Genomic DNA, 22,514 nt, shown 5'->3' on the forward strand with positions numbered 1-22,514 from the left:
CGCGTCTGGCGGCTCGCCGGGCCTAGAGCCGCGCCTGCTTGGGGATCGTGACCTCGCGGATGATGAGCAGGATGCCCGCCGAGATCGGGATCGCGACGAGCGCGCCGAGCAGGCCGAGCAGCGTGCCGCCCGCGAGCGCCGAGATGAGCACGATCGTGCCAGGCACCTGCACGGCCTTGCCCATGACCTTCGGCGTGAGGATGTAGGCCTCGACCTGCATGTAGACGAGCATGAAGATCAGCACGATGATGCCCGCCGTGGGCGAGACGAGCAACGAGATGATCGTCATGAGGATCGTGGTGAGCACGGTACCGATGAGCGGGATCAGCGTGACGAAGAACGCTACGACGCCGATGACGAGTGCGTAGGGCACGCCGACGACCGCGAGCAGGATGGTCGAGTAGACCGCGTTCATGAACGCGAGCACGACCATGCCGCTGAGGTACTTGCCGACCGAGAGCATGATGCGCTCGGCGAGGTCGCTCACCCGCGCCCGCTCCGACGCGCGGATCAGCGTGTAGCAGGCGCGCTTCGTGGCATCGAGCGTGGCGATGAAGTAGATCGAGAGCACGAACACGAAGAAGCCGGTCGAGATCGCGGAGATGACCGAGGCGCCGAACGCGAGCGCCCCACCGCCGACGGTGGCCCAGAAGTTCGGGTCGGTGAGCACGCCCTGCACCGCGTCGACGATGCCCGCGAGCAGGCCGTTCGTGGCGTCGTTGACGTTGTCGTACCAGCCTGAGGCCTCGGCGTTCGCGACCATCTTGGGGATGTTGGTGATGAGGCTCGTCGCCTGCTCGATCACGGGCGGAAGCACGATCCAGACGATCGCGACGACGACGCCGATGAAGAGCAGCATCACGACCACGATGGCCGAGCCGCGCTTGAGGCCGCGCCGCTCGAACCAGCGGATGAGCGGGTCGAGGCCGAGCGCCACGAACGCCGCGATGAAGACCGAGAGGATGACGCTCTGCAGGTTCACCACCGCGACGCCGAGGAGTGCCGCGAGCATCACGCCGAGCGAGACGATGAAGCCCCAGCGCAACGGATGGTTCGCGAAGAAGGTTCCGTTGCTCTGCGCGGGCTCGCGCCGCCGCATGCGTTCTGCCGTGTTCACGGCGTCAGTCTAGGGAGGGGGCGCTCCGGCCGGCCGCCTGCCGCGCCGAACCCGGCGGGTCAGGCCGGGGTCGCCGGGGCGGATGCCTCGCCCACCGTGCCCATGGCGGTGAGCCCTTCGGCGGCGGGGCCGTCGTCGGTCTCCTCGAGCTCGCGTTCGGAGGGCGTCGGCTTGCGCGGCGGGACCGTGAGGTCTTGGTAGTGGCGCTTGAACGCCGGGAAGTACGTGTCCCACTCGGGCATGGGCGCGTGGGCGCGCGCCGCGACGAGCCGGTCGAGATAGTAGTCCCAGCCGGGGCCCATGCTCGCGACGTCCGTCTGCGGGTAGATGCGCTGCCCGAACGTCATCGCGGTGAGGCCGCCCTGCTCGGTGAGGTTGGCGAGCAGGCGCATGTGCTGCGCGTCGCCGCCCGTGTCGACCACGAAGTGGTGGGGCGGGTCGCAGAAGAGGATGCTGACCGGCTCCCAGCCCTCGTCTTCGGCGTAGCCCTCTTCGGCGTTCATGCGGAACTTCACGGCTCCGGTCGCCGGACTGCCCGTGTAGGTGCCGACCCACTGCTTCATCGCATTGCGATTCGTGAGGCTGTACCAGACGTCTTCGATCGGGGCATGGAACAGGCGGTCGAACTCGAGGTAGAGCCCGTCTGCCCTCTGCTGGTAGTGGCCGGTCGGTTTCACGGACATCGTCGCCCCCCGTTTTGTTCGGTGATTTCAGGCTAAACCCGCATGCATGGTTCCTACTAGAGTGAGGCGCATGAGTTCGAAGGCGCAGCAGCACGAAGAGGCGATGAACGTCACCGATGGCAAGTCCGGACTGTGGGGCTTCCTCGTCGGCCTCATCGTCGCGGCGTTCATCGCGATCCCGCTCTCGGCGGCGTTCTCGTTCGCGACGCACCCGAACACGCAGCAGCTGTTCTCGGGCCGGCTCGACGAGGCGAGCCAGGGTGGGTACACCGCATTCTGGTGGCTCGCGACGATCTTCCTGGCTGCGCTGCCGTTCCTGGCGGGGTACGCCGTCGCGAACCTCTCGCGCAAGTCGCTCACGATCGTCGGCGCGATCATCGCGCTGTTCATCATCGCGACGCTCGTGCTGGGGCAGCTCTTCCTCGTCGTCTGAGCGACGACCCGACTTCTTCCGAAGGCCGATCCGCATGGTGCGGGTCGGCCTTCGTCGTGCTCGGGCGATGAGCGGATGCCTCGTGACGACCGGTGCTGTTTGACACGTGTATTATTAGACACGTGTCAAATGAGCGAGCGGGCCTGAGGCTCGCGCCCGACGAGCGCCGCAGGCGCCTGCTCGAGGTCGCGGGCGCCCACTTCCGCGAACGTGGCTACGACGACGCCTCGGTCAGCGACATCGCGAAGGAGGCCGGCGTCACGCGGGCCCTCATGTACCACTACTTCCCCGGCAAGGAGGCGCTCCTCGAAGGGGTGCTGCGCGCCGAGGCGGCCGAGGTGCTCGCCGAGACCGAGCCCTCGCCGGAGCTCTCCGCCAGGGCGAACCTCGAACGGGCGGTGCATGCCTTCCTCGATCGCTACGCGGCGAGCAGCGGTGCGGTGCGGCAGCTGTACGCTCCCCAGCCGATGAGCCCGTCGGTCGTCTGGGGGATCACGGCCGCGAACCACGAGGTGCAGGTCGCCAGGATCCTCGCGTCTCTCGGTCGTGCCGACACCCCGAGGCTGCGCGTCGCGGTCGGCGGCTGGCTCGCGTTCGTCGAGCAGGCGGGTCGGTCGGCGGTCGCGGCATCCGACCTCGATCGTGCTGAGGTCGTGCGCATGTGCCTCGAGGTGCTCGAGGTCGCCGTCGGCGTCTCGCCCGCCGAGCTCGACCGGCCCACGCCCGCGCCCGGCATCTGACCGGCACCATCCGATCTCCACCAGCCCGAACTCGACCATGCCGAACCCGACCATCCCGAACCGGAGCAGAACGTGACGAAGAAGATCCTGATCATCGGAGCCGCCGGCAACGTCGGCTCGCGCGTCGTCGATGCGGCACTCGCCGCCGGAGACGAGGTCGTCGCGTACGTTCGGCGCCCCGAGGCCGTCGCCCCGCGCTCGGGGCTCACCGTCGTGCGGGGCAGCGCCGAAGAGGTCGAGGCGCTCGCGGCCGCCGCCGCCGGCGCGGACTCCGTCGTCGTGAGCATCACGGGCTCGATGAGCGACGCGACCTTCATGCAGCGCGCGCTGCCGTCGATCATCGCGGCGACCAGGCAGGCGAAGGCCGGGCGCATCGTGCTCGTGTCGGTCTTCGGCGCCGGCGACACCGCGGAACTGGCCTCGGGGTTCGCGCGACTCGTCTACCGCACCGCGCTCGCGAGGTTCCTCGCCGACAAGGCGGCGGCCGACCGGCTGCTCGTCGAGTCCGGGCTCGAGTACACGATCGTCTACCCGGTCAACCTGAAGCATGCCGCGGCACTGCCGGCGGCGACGGTCGAGCGGCTCGAGCGGGTCGCCCGGGTTCCGGGCATGCCGACGCTGCCCTACGGCAACGCCGGCGCCGAGATCGCGCGCATCGCGGCCGACCCGGCGTACGCCGGTGCGCGGGTGCTGCTCACCTCGCCCAAGGGGTGGACGGCCGCATAGGCCCGGGTGCCGCGCGCTCAGTCGCGCGCGGCGTCGAACGCGTCGCGCGCGCTCGTGATGCTCGCGTGGTTGGCCGAGGCCCACTCGACGAGCCCGAGCACGGGGAGCGCGAGCGAGCGCCCCAGGTCGGTCGCCGCGTACTCGACGCGCGGCGGGATCTCGGGGTAGCTCGTGCGCGAGACGAGGCCGTCGCGTTCGAGGTTGCGCAGGGTCTGCGTGAGCATGCGGTGCGAGATGCCGTCGATGCTGCGGTGCAGCTCGGTGAAGCGCATCGCGTGCTCGTGCAGCATGCGGATGACGAGCAGGCTCCACTTGTCGCCGACGCGCGAGAGGAGGTCGCGCACGATGCGGGCCTCGGAGTTCTCGACATCGCAGGCCGGCGGCGCGTCGCAGGCGTCGAAGCCCGCGGCGGTGTCGGAGAGGTCTGCGGGGGTGGCGGGGCGGCGTGCCGAGGCATCCGTGATCGTCATGTCGTCCTTCGGTTCGAGGGGTGCGGTTCGGGCGGTCCGCGAGGGGGTCACGCACCTCGAGGTGCGTGACGCACGATGAAGTGCGGGGCGGTGACGGGCTAGAGTCACCGATCGTGCGTCACGCACTGATCGTAACCCACTTACTTTGGAGAACCCGACATGATCATCGCCCTCTGGATCGCCACTGGCCTGCTGGCCCTCGTCTTCCTCGCCGCCGGCACCATGAAGAGCCTCACCCCTCGCGAGAAGCTCGTCGAGAAGATGGGCTACATGGAGGACCTCTCCGACGGGCAGGCCCGTGCGGTCGGCATCCTCGAGTTCCTCGGCGCCCTCGGCCTGATCCTGCCGGCCGCGACCGGGATCCTGCCGTGGCTCACGCCCGTCGCCGCGTTCGCGCTCGCCCTCACCATGGCCGTCGGCACGGCCCTGCACATCAAGCGTCGTGAGACGGCCGTGCCGAGCATCGTGCTCGGCGTGTTCGCGCTGCTCGTCGGACTCGGTTGGGTGTTCTTCGGCTGATCGGCGGGGCTCGTGCCCTGACCGCTCAGGCTCCGGATGCCTCGAGCACGGCCATCGCCGCGTTGTGGCCGCCGATGCCGCTGACCGCGCCGCCGCGCACCGCGCCCGATCCGCACAGGAGCACGCGCGGATGCCGCGTCGCGACGCCCCAGCGTTCTGCAGGCGTCGCGAGCGGGGCGCCCGGCTCCGCCCACGGCCACGACAGCGGGCCGTGGAAGATGTTGCCGCCGGGCATCGCGAGCGCGTGCTCGAGGTCGAGCGTGGTCTTCACCTCGATGCAGGGCTCGCCCGCGGCATCCGTCGCAATGACGTCTTCGATGGGCTCGGCGAGCACCGAGTTCAGCGATGCGAGCACCTCGGCGCGCAACCGCTCGCGCAGGGCGTCGTTGCCGAGCCGCTCGACGAGGCGGTGCGGCGCGTGCAGCCCGAAGACCGTGAGGGTCTGGTATCCGGCCTCGACGAGCTCGGGCGCGAGGATCGACGGATCGCTCAGCGTGTGGCAGTAGATCTCGCACGGCAGCGGTGACGGCACCTCGCCGCGCGCGGCCGTGCGGTACGCCGTTGCGAGCTGCGACTCGAGCTCGTTGATGTGGAACGTGCCCGCGAACGCGGCCTCGGGCGCCACGGACGTGTCGCGCAGGCGCGGCAGGCGCGTCAGCAGCAGGTTGACCTTCACCTGCGCGCCCTCGGGCTCGGCGAGGTGCCGCAGGCGCTCGCGCACGACGGGCGGGAGGCCGATCGGCACGTCGCGGGCGAACGCGGGCTGGCTGCGGGGGGCGACGGTGTCGGGGGTGGAGGCGGCGGGGGCTTCGGTCTCGAGACGGCGCGCTCCTCGACCGGCGGCGTCGTCGGCGCCCGCGTCGAGCAGGCGCTCGAGCACCGCGGGGGCGACGTTCGCGAGCACGGTGCCCGCCGTCAGCGCGACCTCGACGGCGGAGCCGGAGGCATCCGTCGCCCGATAGCGCACGTGACCGTCGGGATCGACGGCGAGCACCTCGGCGCCCGTCACGAGCTCGGCCCCGGCCTCGCGGGCCGCGCGCGCGAGCTCGCCGGTGACGGCGCCCATGCCGCCGACCGGCACGTCCCAGTCGCCGGTTCCGCCGCCGACGACGTGGTACAGGAAGCACCGGTTCGCGTCGAGCGACGGGTCGTCGAGCTCGGTGAACGTGCCGATGAGGCCGTCGGTCGCGACGACGCCGCGCACGAGGTCGCTGGCGAAGCGCGCGTCGACCGAGCTCGCGAGCGGCTGCTCGACGAACTCCGACCAGATACGGTCGTCGCCGACGAGGGCCCGCGCCTCGTCGCGCGTCGGCAGCGGCTCGGTGAGCGTCGGGAAGAGGCGTTCGGCCAGCCGGGCCGTGTCGGCGTAGAACGAGGTCCAGGCCGCGGCATCCGCTTCGGCGTCGACGCGTGCGAAGGCGGCGGCGGATGCCTGGGGCGTGGCCTCGGCGTCGACGAGCAGGCCGCGCGACGGGTCGCGGGGATCGGGCGTGTACGACGAGAAGCGCCGGCGCACGAGTCGGATGTCGAGTCCGAGGTCGTCGATGACGCGCTGGGGGAGCAGGCTCACGAGGTACGAGTAGCGCGAGAGGCGCGCGTCGACGCCGTTGAACGCCTGCGCCGAGACTGCGGCGCCGCCGAGGTGGTCGTCGCGTTCGAGCAGCAGCACGCTGCGACCGGCGCGGGCGAGGTAGGCGGCGGCGGTGAGGCCGTTGTGTCCGCCGCCGACGATCACGACGTCGTGATCTGCGCGAGTGGAGCCTGCGCGGGAGGCATCGGGCTGGGGGAGGGGCATCACACGAGCGTAGTCGGCGGTCGCATGACGACATCCGGGAAAATAATTACTGACAAGTCAGTAAGTGTTCCCATATGCTGACCTCGCGACCGCGCCAAGGATGGCGTCGGCCGTGCACCACCTCGCACTGACCCGGTACAACGGCGGCGCGATCTGCCGCCGGCCGACGTTCAAAGGAGAACCTTGTGATGCAACGCACGCGGGCGGATCATCCGCCCACCCGATCCGGCCGACTCATCGGCGCAGGCGCGACCATCGCGGTCATGGCCATCGCGGGCACCGCGCTCGGCGCGGCACCCGCGTACGCCGCCGAGCCCGACTTCGGTCCCAACGTGACGATCTTCGACGACACCTGGACCGCCGACCAGATCAGCGCCGCCCTCATGGCGGCGTCGACCGAAGAGGAGTTCAGCCTCGATCGGCACCAGTTCTTCTTCAAGCCGGGCACCTACGGTTCCGCTGCCGGGCAGAACAACCCCGCGACCGCGACCGGCATCGTGAACTCCGAGCTCGGCTACTACCAGGCCGTCGCCGGACTCGGCGCATCGCCCGAGGACGTTCGCATCAACGGCGCGATCCACGTCGAGCCCGTGCGCCAGTGCGAGGCGAACCCGTGGGACTGCCAGCAGCCCGGTTCGCTCACGCGGTTCTGGCGGTCGATGTCGAACCTCACGTTCAACCCCATCCAGCGCCCGGTCGGCATCGACGCGAACCGGCCGTTCCCGAGCGGCATCACGAACGCGCACCAGATGCGCTTCGCCGTCTCGCAGGCCGCGCCGCTGCGACGCATCAACATCGAGGGCGACCTCACGCTGATGGGCCGCGTCGGCGAGTACGCGTCGGGCGGGTACCTCGCGAACTCCAAGGTCTCCGGTGAGATCCTGAGCGGTTCGCAGCAGCAGTGGTTCACGCGCGACTCCACCGTCGGCACGTGGAACGGCGGTGTCTGGAACATGGTGTTCTCGGGCGTCGACGGCGCGCCGGCGACCGACTTCGGGCCTCAGCCCGGCGGCGGCAACGGCAACAAGACGAACGTCGGCGACACGCCGATCAACCGCGAGTCGCCGTTCCTCTACCTCGACGGCGACGACTACAAGGTGTTCGTGCCGAAGGCGAAGCAGGACACGAGCGGGGTCGACTGGTCGACGGATGCCTCGGCCGGGCAGTCGATCTCGATCGACGACTTCTTCATCGCGCACGAGGGCGCCACTGCCGCGCAGCTGAACGCCGCGCTGGCGTCGGGCAAGCACCTGCTCATCACGCCCGGCGTCTACTACCTCGACGCACCGCTCGAGGTCGATCACGCCGGCACCGTCGTGCTCGGCCTCGGCTACGCCTCGCTCGTGCCCACCGCGGGCAACGCGGCGATCGAGGTCGGCGACGTCTCCGGCGTCAAGATCGCAGGCCTCACGGTCGACGCCGGCGAGGTGCTGTCCGACGTGCTCGTGAAGGTCGGCCCCGACGGCGCGAGCACGTCCGACCCCGCCGACCCGACCACGCTCAGCGACGTGTTCATCCGCGTCGGCGGCCCGTGGGCCGGCAAGGCGACGACGAGCATCGAGGTCAACAGCCCCGACACCCTGCTCGACCACATCTGGGCCTGGCGCGCGGACCACGGCGAGGGCGTCGGCTGGACGTCGAACATCGGCGACCACGGCGTCGTCGTGAACGGCGACGACGTCACCGCCCTCGGCCTGTTCGTCGAGCACTACCAGAAGAACCAGGTCATCTGGAACGGCGAACGCGGTCGGACGATCTTCTTCCAGAGCGAGATCCCCTACGACCCGCCGACCCAGGGTGCGTACAAGGACGGCAACCGCCTCGGCTACGCGGCGTACCGGGTCGGCGACCAGGTGCGGCACCACCTCGCGCAGGGTCTCGGTGTGTACTCGTTCTTCGACAACCAGTACAACCAGAGCCAGGACATCTTCGTCGAGAGCGGCGTCCAGGTGCCGCAGCGACCGGGTGTCCGCGTCGAGTCGGCCGTCTCGGTCAAGCTCAACGGCACCGGTGGTATCAACCACATCGTCAACGACCAGGGCGATGCGGCTCAGGGCGCCGGCGGTGGCATCTCGAAGTTCCTCGCGGTCTACGAGTCGGCCACCGACCCGAACGCGCAGAACCTGCAGGTGACCGTGCCCGAGGGCGCACCCGGCGAGTTCGTCTGGAGCATCGACGGCACGAACGACATCGTCGACCTCGGCACGGCCGTCGAGAACGGCGACCACTTCGCGGCAGCGGGCACGATCAACCCCGTGCGGGTCACCGACACGCGTCGGGGCTCGACCCCTTGGTCGGTCTCGGCACAGGTGGGCGACTTCGAATCGCCGGCCGGCTCGTTCGGGGGCAAGTTCCTCGGATGGGCGCCGAAGATCGTCGAGGCCGGCGGCGGCGCCGTCGCGGGCGCGGCCGTGCAGTCCGGCTTCGTCAGCGGCACCGGCCTCGCCGACGCGTCGACCCTCGGCAGCGCGCCCGCGGGTCACGAGCGCGGGTCGGCCAAGCTCGGGGCCGACCTGGATCTGCGGATCCCGGTCGCCGCGACCGACGGCACCTACCGCGCCACCCTCACGATCACCGGACTCGGTTGATCGGGCTCGGTTGATCGGTTCGGGCCGACTAGGGTCGGTCCGGACCACCCCGACCGGGGCGAGCGCGTGTGCGGCGCCCGCCCCGGTCACCTCCGTTCCACCCTCGACGACGAGGAGCACCACCATGCGCACCGCGCCCGCCACCGACATCCGTCCTCCTCACCGTCGGAGAGTCGCCCGATCCGTGCTGCTCGCCGCGGGTCTGGCCGCCGCGCTCGCCGCAGCCCTCGCGGTCGCCGCCCCGGCCGCACCCGCCTCGGCCGAGGACGGCCCCGAGGTCACCTGGGGCGTGCGCACCGCCGACACCTCGTGGGGCGACGGTCGCGAGAACTACGCGTACGCCGTCGACGCCGGCGAGACGGTCGAAGACGCGCTCATCATCGCCAACCACGACGTCGTGCCGATCGAGCTCGACGTCTACGCAGCCGATGCCTTCACGACGGCCGACGGGCTGCTCGACGTCGCGACCCGTGACGTGCGCCCGCGCGAACTCGGCGCCTGGGCCGTTCCCGCTGCCGACCGCGTGACCGTGCAGCCGGGCGAGGCGGTCGAGGTGCCCTTCACGATCACGGTTCCGGCGAACGCGACCCCCGGCGACCACGCCGGCGGCATCCTGACCGCGCTGGCCGACCCCGAGGTCGACAGCGGGCTCAAGGTCGACCGGCGACTCGGCATCCGGATCCACCTGCGCGTCGGCGGCGAGCTCGCGCCTGCGCTCGCCGTCGACGACCTGCACGTCGAGTACGCCGGCACCCCCAACCCGTTCGGCACCGGCGCCGCGACCGTGACGTACACGGTGCGCAACGCCGGCAACACGCGGCTCGCGGCGGCTCAGGATGTCGCGTTGACCGGCCCGTTCGGCATGCTGCCGGTGGCCGCGGCCGACGTCGCCGATGTTCCCGAGCTCCTGCCCGGCGAGACCTGGCCCGTCGAGGTTCACGTCGACGGCGTCATCCCCGCGTTCGTGCTCACGGCGGCCGTGGCCCTCGATCCCGTGTCGCCGACGGAATCCGAACCCGCGCCGAAGTCGGTGGAGGAGTCCGCCTCGACCGCAGCGGTGCCGTGGACGCTGCTCGTGCTCGTGCTGCTGCTCGCCGCGGGCATCGTCGTCTGGGTGCGGCTCGCGCGCCGTCGCCGAGCCCAGCGCAAGGTGCGCGAGGACGCCCGGGTGCAGGAGGCCGTCGACCGGGCGCTGCGCGAGCGCGAGGCGCAGGCCGGTGCGGTGGCTGAGCCGGCTCCCGAGCCTCTGCCGGAGCCGGAGCCGGAGCCGGAGCCGGAGCCGGCAGGCCGCCCGTAGCGGGCGGGGCACGAGACGAAGGGCGAGCGGATGTCGCATCCGCTCGCCCTCGATCCGGGTCAGGTCAGCCGAGGTCGGCGTCGAGCATCGCCGAGGCGACGGAGCGGATCAGCGCGGTGACCTCGTCACGCGTCTTCGTGCCGGCGAGGATGTCCATGACGAGGCCGTCTTCGAGCGCGACGAGCGCCCAAGCCACGCGGTCGACGTCGAGGCGCGGGCGGAATGCGCCGGTGCCGACTCCCTCGTCGATGATCTCGCGGTAGATCTCGACCTGGCGCCGGTCGAGCGCGTGATCGGCATCGTTGAGCAGGGGGTCGCGCAACCCGAGCGACCAGAATTCGTAGAGGATGCGGGACTCGTCTCCTGCGAGCCCTCCGGTGGAGCCGGCCTCGATGGCCGCGACGAGTCGGTCGACCGGGTCGGACGCCCCGGCGACCGCCGAGCGGATCGTCTCGATGAAGCGGTCGCTCGCGGCGTAGACGAGCTCGCGGACGAGATCGCCGAGCCCGTCGAAGTAGTAGAGCACTGCGGAGGGCTCCATTCCGCATGCCGTGGCGATGGCTCGCAGCGTCGTGCCCTCGGCGCCCTCGCGAACGGCGACGTCGCGCGCCGCCTCGAGGATCGCGAGCCTGCGCTCGGCGCGGCGATTGGGACGTGGCATCCGCCCATTCTGCCGCAGCGGACCGCGCCGGGCGAGCTCGCTGCACCGAAATCTGAATGCCGTGCAGAAAACTCTTGACAGTCCGGGAGCATTGAGTTTGAATGCCATTCAAATAATGAACGCCATTCAAACAATGACTCGCGTCGAAGGAGACCGATGATCCAGACCCCGGCAGAGACCGCCCGCATGGCGGCCGCCGATGCTCCAGACAAGGGCCTCCGCCCGAACGCGCTCGGCCTCGGCCGCATCGTCGCCCTCGGCCTCGCCGCCGTCGCGCCTGCATACAGCCTCGCGGTCACACTCGGCTACGTGGTCGGAGCGGTCGGCGTGCACACGCCCTCTGCGTTCCTGCTCGGCTTCGTGCCGATCCTCTTCACGGCGTTCGCCTTCCGCGACCTGAACCGCGCCATGCCCGACTGCGGCGGCGTCTTCGTCTGGATCTCCCGAGCCCTCGGCCCCGTCGCCGGCTGGTTCTTCGGAGGTTGGGTGCCGCAGGTCGCCACGTTCATCGCGACCGCCGCCCTCGCCCAGGTGGCCACGGTCTACCTCCTCGCCGCGGTCGGCCTCGAGTCCGTCGCCGAGAACCCGGTCGCCGTGGTCTCGATCGCCGTCGGGTTCATCGCCCTCAGCGCCGCAGTGGCCGTGCGCGGCATCGAACTCGCCGCGTGGGTGCAGTACGCGCTCATCGCCCTGCAGATCGTCGCGATCGGCGGGTTCTGCATCGGGGCGTTCGCGGCGGTGGCCGCCGGCACCACGCCCTCGACGGGCGAAGCGCCGAACCTCGACTGGTTCAACCCGTTCTCGCTCGACGATCCGGCCGGACTCGTCGCAGGCGTCATCCTCTGCCTGTTCATCTACTGGGGCTGGGACGCGCTCATCTCCGTCAACGAGGAGACCACGGACCGCTCGAAGACGCCCGGCCGCGCCGTCGTCATCTCGACCGTCATCCTGCTCGTGCTCTACTGCAGCGCCTCGGTCGCGGCCCTCGGCTACGGCGGCGTCGACCTCATCACCGCCGACGGAACAATCGACGACGTGCTCTCGGTGCTCGGGCCGCAGGCAACGGGCGAGGTGTTCGGGCGCGTCATCACCGTCGCGATCGGGCTCTCCGCGCTCGCCGCCCTGTTCACGGTCGCGGTCAGTACCCCGCGGTCGTGGCTGAGCATGGCGACCTACCGGGCGCTCCCGGCGGCGATCACGCGCGTGCACCCCGAGCACCGCACGCCGAACGCGGCGACCTGGTGGTGGGCGGGCATCAGTGCGGCCACGATCGTGCTGCTGACCCTGATCTCGGCCGACTTCATCGGCCTCGCGATCCTCGCGATCGGACTCATGGTGGCGGCCTACTACGCGGTCACCGCGCTCGCGGCCGTCGTCTACTTCGCGCCCCAGCTGCGCCGCAACCCGAAGCAGCTCGTCGTCGCAGGCATCCTTCCCGCGCTCGGCGCGCTGCTCATGATCGTCGCGTTCGGCGCGAGTGCGCTCGACATGGCGCGGCCGGAGTACGTGGGTGAGTCGGTTCTCGGCGTCGGCACGGTGTTCTGGATCGGCGTCGGCGCCCTGGCGCTCGGCGTCGTCGTGACCATCGCCGTCCGACCGGTGTTCCCCGACTTCTTCGGCCGCCGGACGATCCCCGTCGGCACCGTCGCGGACGACGACTTCGTGATCGCCGACCCTGTCGAGAGCCCGCCCGCCGCTGCATCCGCCACGGTGCAGAACGACCGAGAGGTGCACTGACCATGCGAACCCTGTCCATCGCCGCCATCCAGACCTCGCCCGTCGCCTTCGACCTCGCCGCCACCTGGGCGCGGTTCGAAGCCCAGGTGCGCAAGGTCGTCGAGCTCCGCCCCCACGTCGATCTCGTCGTCGTGCCCGAACTGCTCCTCGCCGCGCCCGGACCGCTGCTGGCCGACGACCCCGGGTTCGACGAGCGGGCCGCCACCACGATCCCCGGGCCCCTGACCGATCGACTCGGCTCGCTCGCGCGCGAACTCGGCGTGTGGCTCGTGCCGGGCTCGCTCGTCGAGCGCGGCGACGACGAGCGCCTGTACAACACGGCCGTCGCGATCTCGCCTGAGGGCGAGGTGGTCGCGCGCTATCGCAAGCTGTTCCCGTGGCGTCCGTACGAGGAGCTCACCCCGGGGCGCGACTTCACGACCTTCGAGATCCCGGGGGTCGGACGCGTCGGACTCGCGATCTGCTTCGACGGGAGCTTTCCCGAGGTCGCCCGCCAGCTCGCCTGGCTCGGCGCCGAGGTGATCATCCAGCCCACGCTGACCACCACGCGCGACCGCGAGATGGAGGTGGTCATGGCGAGGGCGAACGCCTTCGCGAACCAGGTCTTCGTGGTCAACCTCAACGGCTCGGCTCCGTCGGGCGTCGGCGAGAGCGTGCTGGTCGACCCGGAGGGCACGATCCTCCAGCACGCGTCCGACGGCGAGGAGGTGCTGTTCGCCGTGCTCGACCTCGACCGGGTCTCGCAGGTGCGCGAGTACGGCACGTTCGGCCTGAACCGGCCGTGGGCGCAGCTCGCCGACCAGTGCGCGCTCGTCGAGTACCCGATGTTCGGCGGCGCGAAGATCGTCGCGCCCGCCTGGGCGACGCCGATGGAGTAGGTCCCGCGGCGGGTCTCGTCGAGCGAGTCTGCGGGCGGGTGCGGGGTCGGGCGCCGAAGAACGGGCGAGCGGATGTCGCATCCGCTCGCCCGTTCGCGGGGTACCGGCCGAGCCGACCCGGCGCCGACGCGCCCGCGGCTCAGCGCGCCTTGCGCATCGAGCGCACGCCCACGAACACGCCGATCGCGCACGTGACGACCGCCGCGATCAGGCCGCCGATCACGTTCGGGTCGGCGAAGTCGCCCGCGAGCAGCGCCCGCTCGGCATCGACGAGGTAGCTCAGCGGGTTCACGGCGGCGGCGACCTGCATCCAGGCGGGGCCGTCTTCGAGCGGCAGCAGCATGCCCGACAGGATCATGAGCGGGAAGAGCAGCGTCTGGTGCACCATCCAGAACATCCAGTCGCGGTTGCGGCAGGCGAGTGCCAGCGCGTAGCTCAGCGCGCCGAAGCCGATGCCGAAGATCGCGAGCACGCCGAGTCCGGCGATGAGCCCCGGCACGTCGACGCTGAAGCCGAACGGCACGGCCACGACGACGACGATCGTGCCCTGGATCACGAGCGGTACGACCTCCTTCAGCGCTCGGCCGACGAGCAGGGCGCTGCGCGAGAGGGGAGCGACGAGCGTGCGCTCGTGCGACCCGGTCTGCATCTCGAACAGCAGGTTCGCGCCCGTGCTCGCGGTGCCGAACAGGGCGACCATCACGAGGATGCCCGGCACGAACCACTGCAGCGTGCCGGCGACGTCGCCACCCGAGGCGCCGACGAGCAGCGGGCCGAACAGGCCGAGGAACACGAGCGGCTGCACGAGCGAGAAGATCACGCTGAACGGGTCGCGCACGAGCGGGCGGGTCTCGCGCACGTACACGGCTGCGGTGTCGCGGACGAATCCCGTTGGGCGGGCGGTGGTGTCGGTGGTGGTCATGATCCGGTCCTTTCGATGATGCGTGAGGGTCAGGCGGCGACGGATGCCGCGGGCTGGGCCGTGCGGTCGGCGTCGGCGTTGTCGTCGGCGGGCCCGGCGTGCGCGGCCTCCTCGCGGAGGCTCCGGCCGGTGAGGGCGAGGAACACGTCGTCGAGCGTGGGCTGGCGGTGGGTCGCCGCGACGACGCCCAGCCCGGCCTCGTCGAGCTCGCGGATCCACGTCGGCAGCGCGCGGTCGCCGCCCTGCGCGGTGACGGCGACCACGTGCGGGTCGCCCGCCACGATCGTGCCGCCGATGCGCGCTGCGGCGGCCGCGGCATCCGTCGTCGCATCGAACGTCAGCGTCACCCGGTCGCCCGCGAGCGAGGACTTGAGCGCGTCGGCCGTGTCGTCGGCGATGACCGTGCCGTGGTCCATGACCATGACGCGCTCGGCGAGCTGGTCTGCCTCGTCGAGGTAGTGCGTGGTGAGGAAGATCGTCGTGCCGGTCGAGCGGCGCAGCTCGACGATGTGCTCCCACAGGTTCGCGCGGCTGTGCGGGTCGAGCCCGGTCGACGGCTCGTCGAGGAACAGCAGCTCGGGCCGGTGGATGAGGCCGAGCGCGATGTCGAGCCGACGCTTCTGGCCGCCGGAGAGCTGCTGCACCGTGCGGGTGGCGACCTGCCCGAGCTCGAGCGACTCGATGAGCTCGTCGGCACGCGTGCGGGTCTCGCGACGGCCCAGGCCGTAGAACGCGCCCTGCGCGTGCAGCTCGTCGCGCACGCGCTGGGTGTGGCCGCCCGAGTTGCCCTGGCCGACGTAGCCGATGCGACGACGCACGCCCGCGGCATCCGATCGGATGTCGCAGCCGGCGACGATCGCCTCGCCCGCGGTCGGCGGCAGCAGGGTCGTGAGCATGCGGAGGGTCGTCGACTTGCCGGCGCCGTTCGGGCCGAGGAACGCGACGAGCTCGCCCTCGCCGACCGAGAGGTCGAGCGGGCGGACGGCCTCGACGACCTGCCCCTTGGAGCGGAACGTCTTCGTGAGGCCTCGGGCGGTGATCATGTGGTTGGTCGATGTGCTCATACCTGCACTCTGCTCGGCATTGCGGTCAGCTTCTGTCCGGTTTCACGAGAGAATTCGACTATGGCCGCAACCACCACGAGAACCCTCGAACTGCTGTCGCTGCTGCAGAGTCACCGGCACTGGACGGCGCGCGAGCTCGTCGACCGGCTCGACGTCAGCGAGCGCACGCTGCGACGCGACGTCGAGCGGCTGCGCGAGCTCGGCTACGGCATCGAGTCGTTGCGGGGGAGCGCCGGCGGCTACCGGCTCGAGGCCGGCACCGGTCTGCCGCCGTTGCTGCTCACCGACGACGAGGGCGTCGCCATCGCGATCGGGCTGCGCAGCCAGGCGACCGCCGGGCTGCGCGGAGCCGAGCACACCACGCTGAGCGCGCTCGCGAAGATCGAGCAGGTGCTGCCCGCCGCCCTGCGCCGGCGCATCGAGGCCCTGCAGTCGCACGCGGCGGTCGGCCCGGGCATCGGCGTCGGGCGGTCGGGGGGCGGGGCGGGAGGTGCCGGCGGTTCCGGCGTGCCGGCCCCAGAGGTCGACTCCGAGCTGCTCGGCCTGCTCGCGCTCGCCTGCCGCGACTCCGAGCGGCTGCGGTTCCGGTACACGGATGCCTCGGGCGAGTCGTCCGCGCGCTCGGTCGAGCCGCACCGGCTGGTGCCCGTCGCCCGCCGCTGGTACCTGCTCGCGTTCGATCGCGACCGCGACGACTGGCGCACGTTCCGCCTCGACCGCATGAGCGAGCCGTTCCAGACGCGCGTGAACTTCGAGCCGCGCCCGATGACCGACGAGGAGGCGCGATCGCGCGTCGAGCGCGCGCTGCGCTGGCGCGAACGCAGCGTGTCGATGCGGGTCGTCGCGGCCGTGCCGCGCGAGGAGCTCGTCGCGCATCTCGGCTGGTGGGGTCGCGACGTCGTCGCGATCGACGACGGGCACTGCGCCTGGCCGCTCGAGGCCGATCAGGTCGAGAACCTCGTCATGGCGCTGATGTGGATGCCGCGCGGCATCGAGTACCGGGTCGAGGGCCCGCCCGAGGTGCAGGCGTTCCTCGCCGAGCAGGGAGAGCGGTTCGCGGCGGCATCGGGCGTCGGCCGTGCCGGCGGTGCTGGCGGTGCTGGCGGCGCCGGCGCGTGAGCGAGCGGATGTCGGTGGGCGGGCGTTCCATGGACGCATGGACATCGCCTTCATCGCCGGGTTCGGGCCGATCGGCACGGCCGACTCCGCATCGCACGACTTCTGGGCGGGGGCGCTCGGCATCCCGTTCCACGAGAACGCGCCTGGGTACTTCCACACCGAAGACGTCGAAGGCGCCAAGGCGTTCGCCATCTGGCCGCTGAGCCAGGCCGCCGAGGCGACGTTCGGCACTCCCGTGTGGCCCGCCGACCGGCTGCGCCCGCAGGCGTGGGTCGAGTTCGACGTCGCGACCCCGGCAGCGGTCGCCGATGCGGTCGAGGAGCTGCGCGCGGCCGGCCACGAGATCCTCGTCGGCGCGCACGAGGAGCCGTGGGGGCAGACGACCTCGCGCCTGATGAGCCCCGAGGGGCTGCTCGTGGGCGTCAGCTACACGCCCTGGATGCACGAGCAGGGCTGACTCGTTCGCCGCCCGCCCCGGGCAGAGCGCTCGAGCGTCAGTCCTGGCGCTCGAGCGTGCCGATCTCCGAGCCGTCCTGGTCGATCACGGTCATCGTGTCGTCGGCGATGGTCGCCTGGCTCAGTCCCTCGAGCCAGGTGTCGACACCCTCGCAGGCCATGCGCGTCGAGGCGACGTCGTGGAACTCCACGTGGTCGGACTCATCGACCGTCCAGCTGCCCGTCAGCCGGTTGCACCCGTCGGTGCCGGTGAGGCCGCCCCCGTCGGCGAGCACGAGCGAGGGCGCGGTCGTGTCGGACGTGTCGCCCCACGTGCCGGTCGGATCGACCGATCCGCCCCGATCATCGCCCTCTTCGCCGAGGCATCCCGACAGCGTGAGCACCGTCAAGACGGCGACAGCAGCGAATGCGACTCCCCGAAGTCCACTCATGGTCGCAGGCTATCCCCGTTCGGTGGTGGACCGCCAGAGCGTCGTCGCATGGGGCGTTCACGAGCGGAGCGTGCGCTACGACAGCCCGTCGCCCGCAGGCGTGGCCGTCGCGGCGGCCGCGCGGGCGAGCGCGTCGCGGCATGCGACCACGGCCGGGCGGGTGGCCGCGGCGAGGCGCGTCGAGGTGAAGATCTCGCGCTGCGGATGCCCCGGCAGGTCGACGAGCGCCACGCTCGGCGCCTCGCCGGCCCACACGAGGTCGGGCAGCAGCCCGACGGCGTTGCCCGTGCGGATGAGGCGGATGTGCGCCATCAGGTCGGCCGACTCGAACCGCACGTCGGGCTCGAACCCGGCGTCGCGGCAGAGCTGCTCGGCCCATTCGCGCGATGCCGTGCCGCGTGGTTCGAGCACCCACGGCATGCCGCTCGCGGCCGCGAGCATGCGGCTCGGGTCGGGGTCGCCGCGCGGCATCAGCCGGGTCGGGTGCGGCGGCAGCGCGAGGCGGATGGCGTCGCGCGCCAGCCGCACGCGGTCGAGCTCGTCGCGGTGCGCGCGCGTGTGGGCGGGGTACTGCTCGGCGATGACGAGGTCGAAGTCGCGGGCGGCGACCTCGAAGAGCCCGGCCTCCGGCTCGCGCTCGGTGACCTCGACGCGCAGGTTCGGGTGCTCGGCGCGCAGCAGCGTGAGCGCCTGCGGCACCATGGCGTGGGCCGCCGACTGGAACACGGCGATGCGCACCGTGCCGCCGACGTCGGTGAGCGACCGCGCGACATCCGCCTCGGCCTCCTCGAGCCGGTCGAGCACGGCGCGCGCGTGGCCGACGAGCAGTTCGGCCTGCGGCGTGAGCTGCACGCGGCGGCCGACCTGCACGAGCAGCGGCACGCCGGCCTCGCGCTCGAGCAGGCTGAGCTGCTGCGAGACCGAAGACGGGCTGTACGAGAGCGCCTCGGCGACCGCGGAGAGCGTGCCGCGGTCGCTCAGCTCGACCAGCAGGCGCAGGCGTCGCACGTCGAGCATGGGCGGCCTCCGGCATCCGATCTTCCGTCATCGAACCATTCGGTTCTGCTGAACAGTATCCATCGGATTCATTCGCTTTACCGAACGGATGTCACGGCGCACACTTAACCCGACAGGCGCAGCGAACCCCAGGGCGCCCGAAGCAAAGGACACTACCCTCGTGACCATGTCGGACCCCGCCACGCTCGCCACCCAGAGCACCGAACGCGTCGTCGCACTGGTGCGCCGCTGGCTCGCCGAGAGCGCCGAGTACCCCGCCGAAGTCTCCGCCGAGCGCCTCGCCGGCGTGCTGAAGGACCCCAACGGGCTCGCCTTCACGGTCGGCTTCGTCGACGGCGTCATGCGCCCCGAGGACCTCGGGGTCGCCGGGCGCAACCTCGCGCAGGTCGCGAGGCTGACCCCGAAGTTCCTGCCGTGGTACCTGCGCGCGGCGATCCGCCTCGGCGGCGTGTTCGCGCCCGTGCTGCCCTGGGTCGTCGTGCCCATCGCCCGCCGGGTGCTTCGTGCCATGGTCGGCCACCTCGTGCTCGACGCCACGCCCGTCAAGCTCGGCCCGGCCATCGCGCACCTGCGCGAGTCGGGCAACCGCCTGAACCTGAACCTCCTCGGCGAGGCCGTGCTCGGTGAAGACGAGGCCGACCGCCGTCTCAAGGGAACCACCGAGTTCCTCGCGCGCGACGACGTCGACTACGTCTCGATCAAGGTCTCGAGCGTCGTCAGCCAGCTCTCGATGTGGTCGTTCGACGAGGCCGTCGCGAAGGTCGTCGCCAAGCTCACCCCGCTCTACGAGCTCGCCGCGAAGAACGAGGCCCGTGGCAAGGCCAAGTTCATCAACCTCGACATGGAGGAGTACCGCGACCTCGACCTGACGATCGCGGTCTTCACGGCGCTGCTCGACCAGCCGCAGCTGAAGCAGCTCGAGGCCGGCATCGTGCTCCAGACCTACCTGCCCGACGCGCTCGGCGCCATGCAGCAGCTGAACGAGTGGGCGACGCGTCGCCGCGCCGAGGGCGGGGCGCCCATCAAGGTGCGCGTCGTCAAGGGCGCCAACCTCGCCATGGAGCACGTCGACGCCGCGGTGCACGGCTGGCCGGTCGCCACCTACAGCACCAAGCAGGACTCCGATACCAACTACAAGCGCGTGCTGCGCTGGTCGATGACCCCCGAGCGCACGGATGCCGTCAAGCTCGGCATCGCCGGCCACAACCTGTTCGACGTGGCCGACGCCTGGGTCACCGCCGTCGACCGCGGCGTCACCTCCCGCGTCGAGTTCGAGATGCTGCTCGGCATGGCGACCGGACAGGCCGAGGCCGTTCGCGGCGACGTCGGCAACCTGCTCCTCTACACGCCCGTCGTGAACCCGAGCGAGTTCGACGTCGCGATCGCCTACCTCGTGCGCCGCCTCGAAGAGAACGCGAGCCAGGAGAACTTCATGTCGGCCGTGTTCGACCTCGCGTCGAACGCCCGGCTCTTCGACCGCGAGCAGGCGCGCTACCTCGCCTCGCTCGCGGCGCTCGAGGCCGATGTCGACCCGTCGGCGGCGCCCGCCCCGAACCGCGTGCAGAACCGGCGCACCGAGTGGACCGAGGAGTCCTTCGCCGCGGCCATGGCGCCGAAGGACGCACCCGCGCCCGGCGCCGAGCACGAGGGCGATGAGTCGCTCACGAGCGTGGTGCTCGGCATCCGTCGCGGCAGCCTGGGCGACGGTCTCGACGCGTTCGACGGCGCGACGGCACTCGACGGCGTCCCGGCGCCTCAGGGGTCCGGCGTGACGCCCGGATTCACGAACGAGCCCGACACCGACCCTGCGCTCGCTGCGAACCGCGACTGGGGTCGCCGCATCCTCGCGCGGGTTCCCGAGTCGCGTCTGGGCATCGACACGATCGCCGCCGCGCGCGTCGACGACGCCGCCACCCTCGACCACGTCGTCGCCGTCGCCGCCGAGCGCGGCCGTGCGTGGGGGCAGCTCTCGGGCGACGAGCGCGCAGCCGTACTGCACCGCGCGGGACTCTCGCTCGCCGCGAACCGCGACCGCCTCATCGAGGTCATGGCCGCGGAGACCGGCAAGACCATCGCCGAGGCCGACCCCGAGATCAGCGAGGCGATCGACTTCGCGCACTACTACGCCGAGCGAGCCCGCGAGCTCGACCACGTGCAGGGCGCCGAGTTCGTGCCGTCGAAGGTCACCGTGGTGACCCCGCCGTGGAACTTCCCGGTCGCGATCGCGGCCGGCGGCGTGCTCGCCGCGCTCGCCGCCGGCTCGGCCGTCGTCATCAAGCCCGCGAAGCTCGCGCAGCGCTCGGGCGCCGTCATGGTCGAGGCGCTGTGGGAGGCCGGCATCCCGCGCGACCTGCTCGTGCTCGTCGACCTCGCCCAGCGCGATCTCGGCAGCCGACTCGTCAGCCACCGCTCCGTCGACCGGGTGATCCTCACCGGCGCGTACGAGACGGCGAAGCTGTTCCGCTCGTTCCGGCCCGACCTGCCGCTGCTCGCCGAGACGAGCGGCAAGAACGCCATCATCGTGACCCCGTCGGCAGACCTCGACCTCGCGGCATCCGATGTCGTGAAGAGCGCCTTCGGCCACGCGGGCCAGAAGTGCTCGGCCGCGTCGCTCGTGATCCTCGTCGGTTCGGTCGCGAAGTCGGAGCGCTTCATGCGCCAGCTCGTCGACGCGACGATGTCGCTCAAGGTCGGCTGGCCCGAGCACGCGACCAGCCAGATGGGCCCGCTCGTCGAGCCCGCGAACGGCAAGCTCGAGCACGCGCTCACGCAGCTCGGCATCGGCGAGGAGTGGCTCGTCGAGCCCAAGCGTCTGGACGGCACGGGCCGGCTCTGGTCTCCGGGCGTGCGCACCGGCGTCGCGCCCGGCTCGTACTTCCACCTCACCGAGTTCTTCGGCCCGGTGCTCGGCGTCATGCACGCGAAGAACCTCGACGAGGCGATCCGCATGCAGAACGCCGTCGACTACGGCCTCACCGCGGGCCTGCACTCGCTCGACTCCGAAGAGGTCGCGACCTGGCTCGACCGGGTCGAGGCCGGCAACCTCTACGTCAACCGCGGCATCACGGGCGCGATCGTGCAGCGCCAGCCGTTCGGCGGCTGGAAGCGCTCGGCCGTGGGTGCCGGCTCCAAGGCCGGCGGCCCGAACTACCTGTTCGGCCTCGGCGACTGGGTGCCCCAGCACGACGCCACGTCGGGCTCGCTGCACCTGCGCGGGCTCGAGAAGCGCGTCTCCGAGGTCATCGAGGCCTCGCAGTCCTCGCTCGACTTCGAGTCGTTCGAGGTGCTCCGCCGCTCGGCGCTGTCCGACCAGATCGCGTGGACCGAGGAGTACGCGACCGTCAAGGACGTCTCGGGCGTCGGCGTCGAGCGCAACCTCTTCCGCTACCGCTCGCTGCCCGTCACGATCCGCATCGGCGAGGCCGCGACACTCGGCGAGGGCCTCCGGGTGATCGCGGCCGGCGTGCTCGCCGGTTCGGCCCTGCGCGTCTCGACCGCGCACGACCTGCCGAAGGGCGTCGCGCAGCTGCTCGGCGCGAAGAACGTCGACATCACCCGCGAGGGCGACGCCGCGTGGCTCTCACGGGTCTCGAAGAAGGGCGTCGGCGCCTCGCGCGTGCGCATGGTCGGCGGTAACCCGGTCGCGCTCGCGGTCGCGCTCGAGGGCACTCCGGATGTCGCGGTCTGGTCGCACCGGGCCACCCCGTCGGGTCGCGTCGAGCTGCTGCCGTTCCTGCACGAGCAGGCGATCTCGATCACGAACCACCGGTTCGGCAACCCGACGACGATCACCGACGGCGTCATCTGACCGTCGCCTGAGGCGCCTGCGCGCGGCATCCGTCGATCGGATGTCGCGCGCGG

Annotated in this window: 20 protein-coding genes; 11 read left to right on the top strand and 9 right to left on the bottom strand. The window is 71.4% G+C overall.

Going from position 1 to position 22,514, the window contains the following annotated elements:
* Positions 1 to 22 precede the first annotated feature (22 nt).
* Positions 23 to 1,117, bottom strand: a complete 1,095-nt coding sequence (locus BM342_RS01975) for an AI-2E family transporter (RefSeq protein WP_092963850.1) — start codon at positions 1,115 to 1,117, stop codon at positions 23 to 25.
* A 59-nt stretch (positions 1,118 to 1,176) separates the two neighbouring features.
* Positions 1,177 to 1,800 (bottom strand): SRPBCC domain-containing protein, encoded by a 624-nt coding sequence (locus BM342_RS01980; RefSeq protein WP_092963851.1) that lies wholly within the window; start codon positions 1,798 to 1,800, stop codon positions 1,177 to 1,179.
* Positions 1,801 to 1,870: 70 nt separating this feature from the next.
* On the opposite strand from BM342_RS01980, the gene BM342_RS01985 reads away from it, so the two are divergent.
* The 3 genes from BM342_RS01985 (at position 1,871) to BM342_RS01995 (ending at position 3,699) form a co-directional block, all read left to right on the top strand.
* A complete protein-coding gene (locus BM342_RS01985; RefSeq protein ID WP_092963852.1) occupies positions 1,871 to 2,233 on the top strand; it encodes a hypothetical protein in 363 nt (120 codons plus the stop codon).
* A 122-nt stretch (positions 2,234 to 2,355) separates the two neighbouring features.
* The gene (locus BM342_RS01990; RefSeq protein ID WP_177232016.1) at positions 2,356 to 2,973 is read left to right on the top strand and encodes a TetR/AcrR family transcriptional regulator; all 618 of its coding nucleotides are present in this window, start codon (positions 2,356 to 2,358) and stop codon (positions 2,971 to 2,973) included.
* A 72-nt stretch (positions 2,974 to 3,045) separates the two neighbouring features.
* Positions 3,046 to 3,699: an NAD(P)-dependent oxidoreductase gene (locus tag BM342_RS01995; RefSeq protein ID WP_092963854.1), complete on the top strand. Its 654-nt coding sequence runs from the start codon at positions 3,046 to 3,048 to the stop codon at positions 3,697 to 3,699.
* Positions 3,700 to 3,716: 17 nt separating this feature from the next.
* Here the strand turns inward: BM342_RS01995 and BM342_RS02000 are convergent, their stop codons facing one another.
* Complete coding sequence (locus BM342_RS02000; RefSeq protein WP_092963855.1) at positions 3,717 to 4,169, bottom strand: winged helix-turn-helix transcriptional regulator; 453 nt, start codon at positions 4,167 to 4,169, stop codon at positions 3,717 to 3,719.
* A 159-nt stretch (positions 4,170 to 4,328) separates the two neighbouring features.
* Between BM342_RS02000 and BM342_RS02005 the strand changes: the two genes are divergently transcribed.
* Positions 4,329 to 4,688: a DoxX family protein gene (locus tag BM342_RS02005; protein WP_092963856.1), complete on the top strand. Its 360-nt coding sequence runs from the start codon at positions 4,329 to 4,331 to the stop codon at positions 4,686 to 4,688.
* 25 nt (positions 4,689 to 4,713) lie between these two features.
* Here BM342_RS02005 and BM342_RS02010 read toward each other — a convergent pair whose 3' ends face one another.
* On the bottom strand, positions 4,714 to 6,483 hold the full coding sequence (locus BM342_RS02010; RefSeq protein WP_092963857.1) for a phytoene desaturase family protein: 1,770 nt from the start codon (positions 6,481 to 6,483) through the stop codon (positions 4,714 to 4,716).
* Positions 6,484 to 6,671: 188 nt separating this feature from the next.
* Between BM342_RS02010 and BM342_RS02015 the strand changes: the two genes are divergently transcribed.
* Together BM342_RS02015 and BM342_RS02020 are read left to right on the top strand one after the other, a co-directional pair.
* Entirely contained in the window at positions 6,672 to 9,071 is a 2,400-nt protein-coding gene (locus BM342_RS02015; RefSeq protein ID WP_177232017.1) for an adenylyl cyclase, read from the top strand.
* Positions 9,072 to 9,195: 124 nt separating this feature from the next.
* Positions 9,196 to 10,368 carry a WxL protein peptidoglycan domain-containing protein gene (locus BM342_RS02020; RefSeq protein WP_092963858.1) on the top strand — a complete coding sequence of 391 codons (1,173 nt, stop codon included), beginning with the start codon at positions 9,196 to 9,198 and terminating at the stop codon, positions 10,366 to 10,368.
* Between the two features lie 64 nt (positions 10,369 to 10,432).
* On the opposite strand, the gene BM342_RS02025 is transcribed toward BM342_RS02020, so the two are convergent.
* Positions 10,433 to 11,029, bottom strand: coding sequence for a TetR/AcrR family transcriptional regulator (locus tag BM342_RS02025; protein ID WP_177232018.1), 597 nt, complete (start codon positions 11,027 to 11,029; stop codon positions 10,433 to 10,435).
* A gap of 156 nt (positions 11,030 to 11,185) precedes the next feature.
* On the opposite strand from BM342_RS02025, the gene BM342_RS02030 reads away from it, so the two are divergent.
* Positions 11,186 to 12,766, top strand: coding sequence for an APC family permease (locus BM342_RS02030; protein WP_092963860.1), 1,581 nt, complete (start codon positions 11,186 to 11,188; stop codon positions 12,764 to 12,766).
* A gap of 2 nt (positions 12,767 to 12,768) precedes the next feature.
* Complete coding sequence (locus BM342_RS02035) at positions 12,769 to 13,644, top strand: carbon-nitrogen hydrolase family protein (protein WP_092963861.1); 876 nt, start codon at positions 12,769 to 12,771, stop codon at positions 13,642 to 13,644.
* 139 nt (positions 13,645 to 13,783) lie between these two features.
* Here BM342_RS02035 and BM342_RS02040 read toward each other — a convergent pair whose 3' ends face one another.
* Positions 13,784 to 14,566 (bottom strand): ABC transporter permease, encoded by a 783-nt coding sequence (locus tag BM342_RS02040; RefSeq protein ID WP_092963862.1) that lies wholly within the window; start codon positions 14,564 to 14,566, stop codon positions 13,784 to 13,786.
* 29 nt (positions 14,567 to 14,595) lie between these two features.
* Entirely contained in the window at positions 14,596 to 15,630 is a 1,035-nt protein-coding gene (locus BM342_RS02045) for an ATP-binding cassette domain-containing protein (protein WP_255368463.1), read from the bottom strand.
* Between the two features lie 60 nt (positions 15,631 to 15,690).
* Between BM342_RS02045 and BM342_RS02050 the strand changes: the two genes are divergently transcribed.
* On the top strand, positions 15,691 to 16,749 hold the full coding sequence (locus tag BM342_RS02050; protein ID WP_092963863.1) for a helix-turn-helix transcriptional regulator: 1,059 nt from the start codon (positions 15,691 to 15,693) through the stop codon (positions 16,747 to 16,749).
* 37 nt (positions 16,750 to 16,786) lie between these two features.
* Entirely contained in the window at positions 16,787 to 17,206 is a 420-nt protein-coding gene (locus BM342_RS02055) for a VOC family protein (protein WP_092963864.1), read from the top strand.
* A gap of 37 nt (positions 17,207 to 17,243) precedes the next feature.
* Here BM342_RS02055 and BM342_RS02060 read toward each other — a convergent pair whose 3' ends face one another.
* Positions 17,244 to 17,636 (bottom strand): META domain-containing protein, encoded by a 393-nt coding sequence (locus BM342_RS02060; RefSeq protein WP_092963865.1) that lies wholly within the window; start codon positions 17,634 to 17,636, stop codon positions 17,244 to 17,246.
* 75 nt (positions 17,637 to 17,711) lie between these two features.
* On the bottom strand, positions 17,712 to 18,653 hold the full coding sequence (locus BM342_RS02065) for a LysR family transcriptional regulator (protein ID WP_092963866.1): 942 nt from the start codon (positions 18,651 to 18,653) through the stop codon (positions 17,712 to 17,714).
* A gap of 166 nt (positions 18,654 to 18,819) precedes the next feature.
* Between BM342_RS02065 and BM342_RS02070 the strand changes: the two genes are divergently transcribed.
* Complete coding sequence (locus BM342_RS02070) at positions 18,820 to 22,461, top strand: proline dehydrogenase family protein (RefSeq protein WP_092963867.1); 3,642 nt, start codon at positions 18,820 to 18,822, stop codon at positions 22,459 to 22,461.
* Positions 22,462 to 22,514 lie beyond the last annotated feature (53 nt).

Source organism: Agromyces sp. CF514, assembly GCF_900113185.1.
Classification (GTDB): domain Bacteria; phylum Actinomycetota; class Actinomycetes; order Actinomycetales; family Microbacteriaceae; genus Agromyces.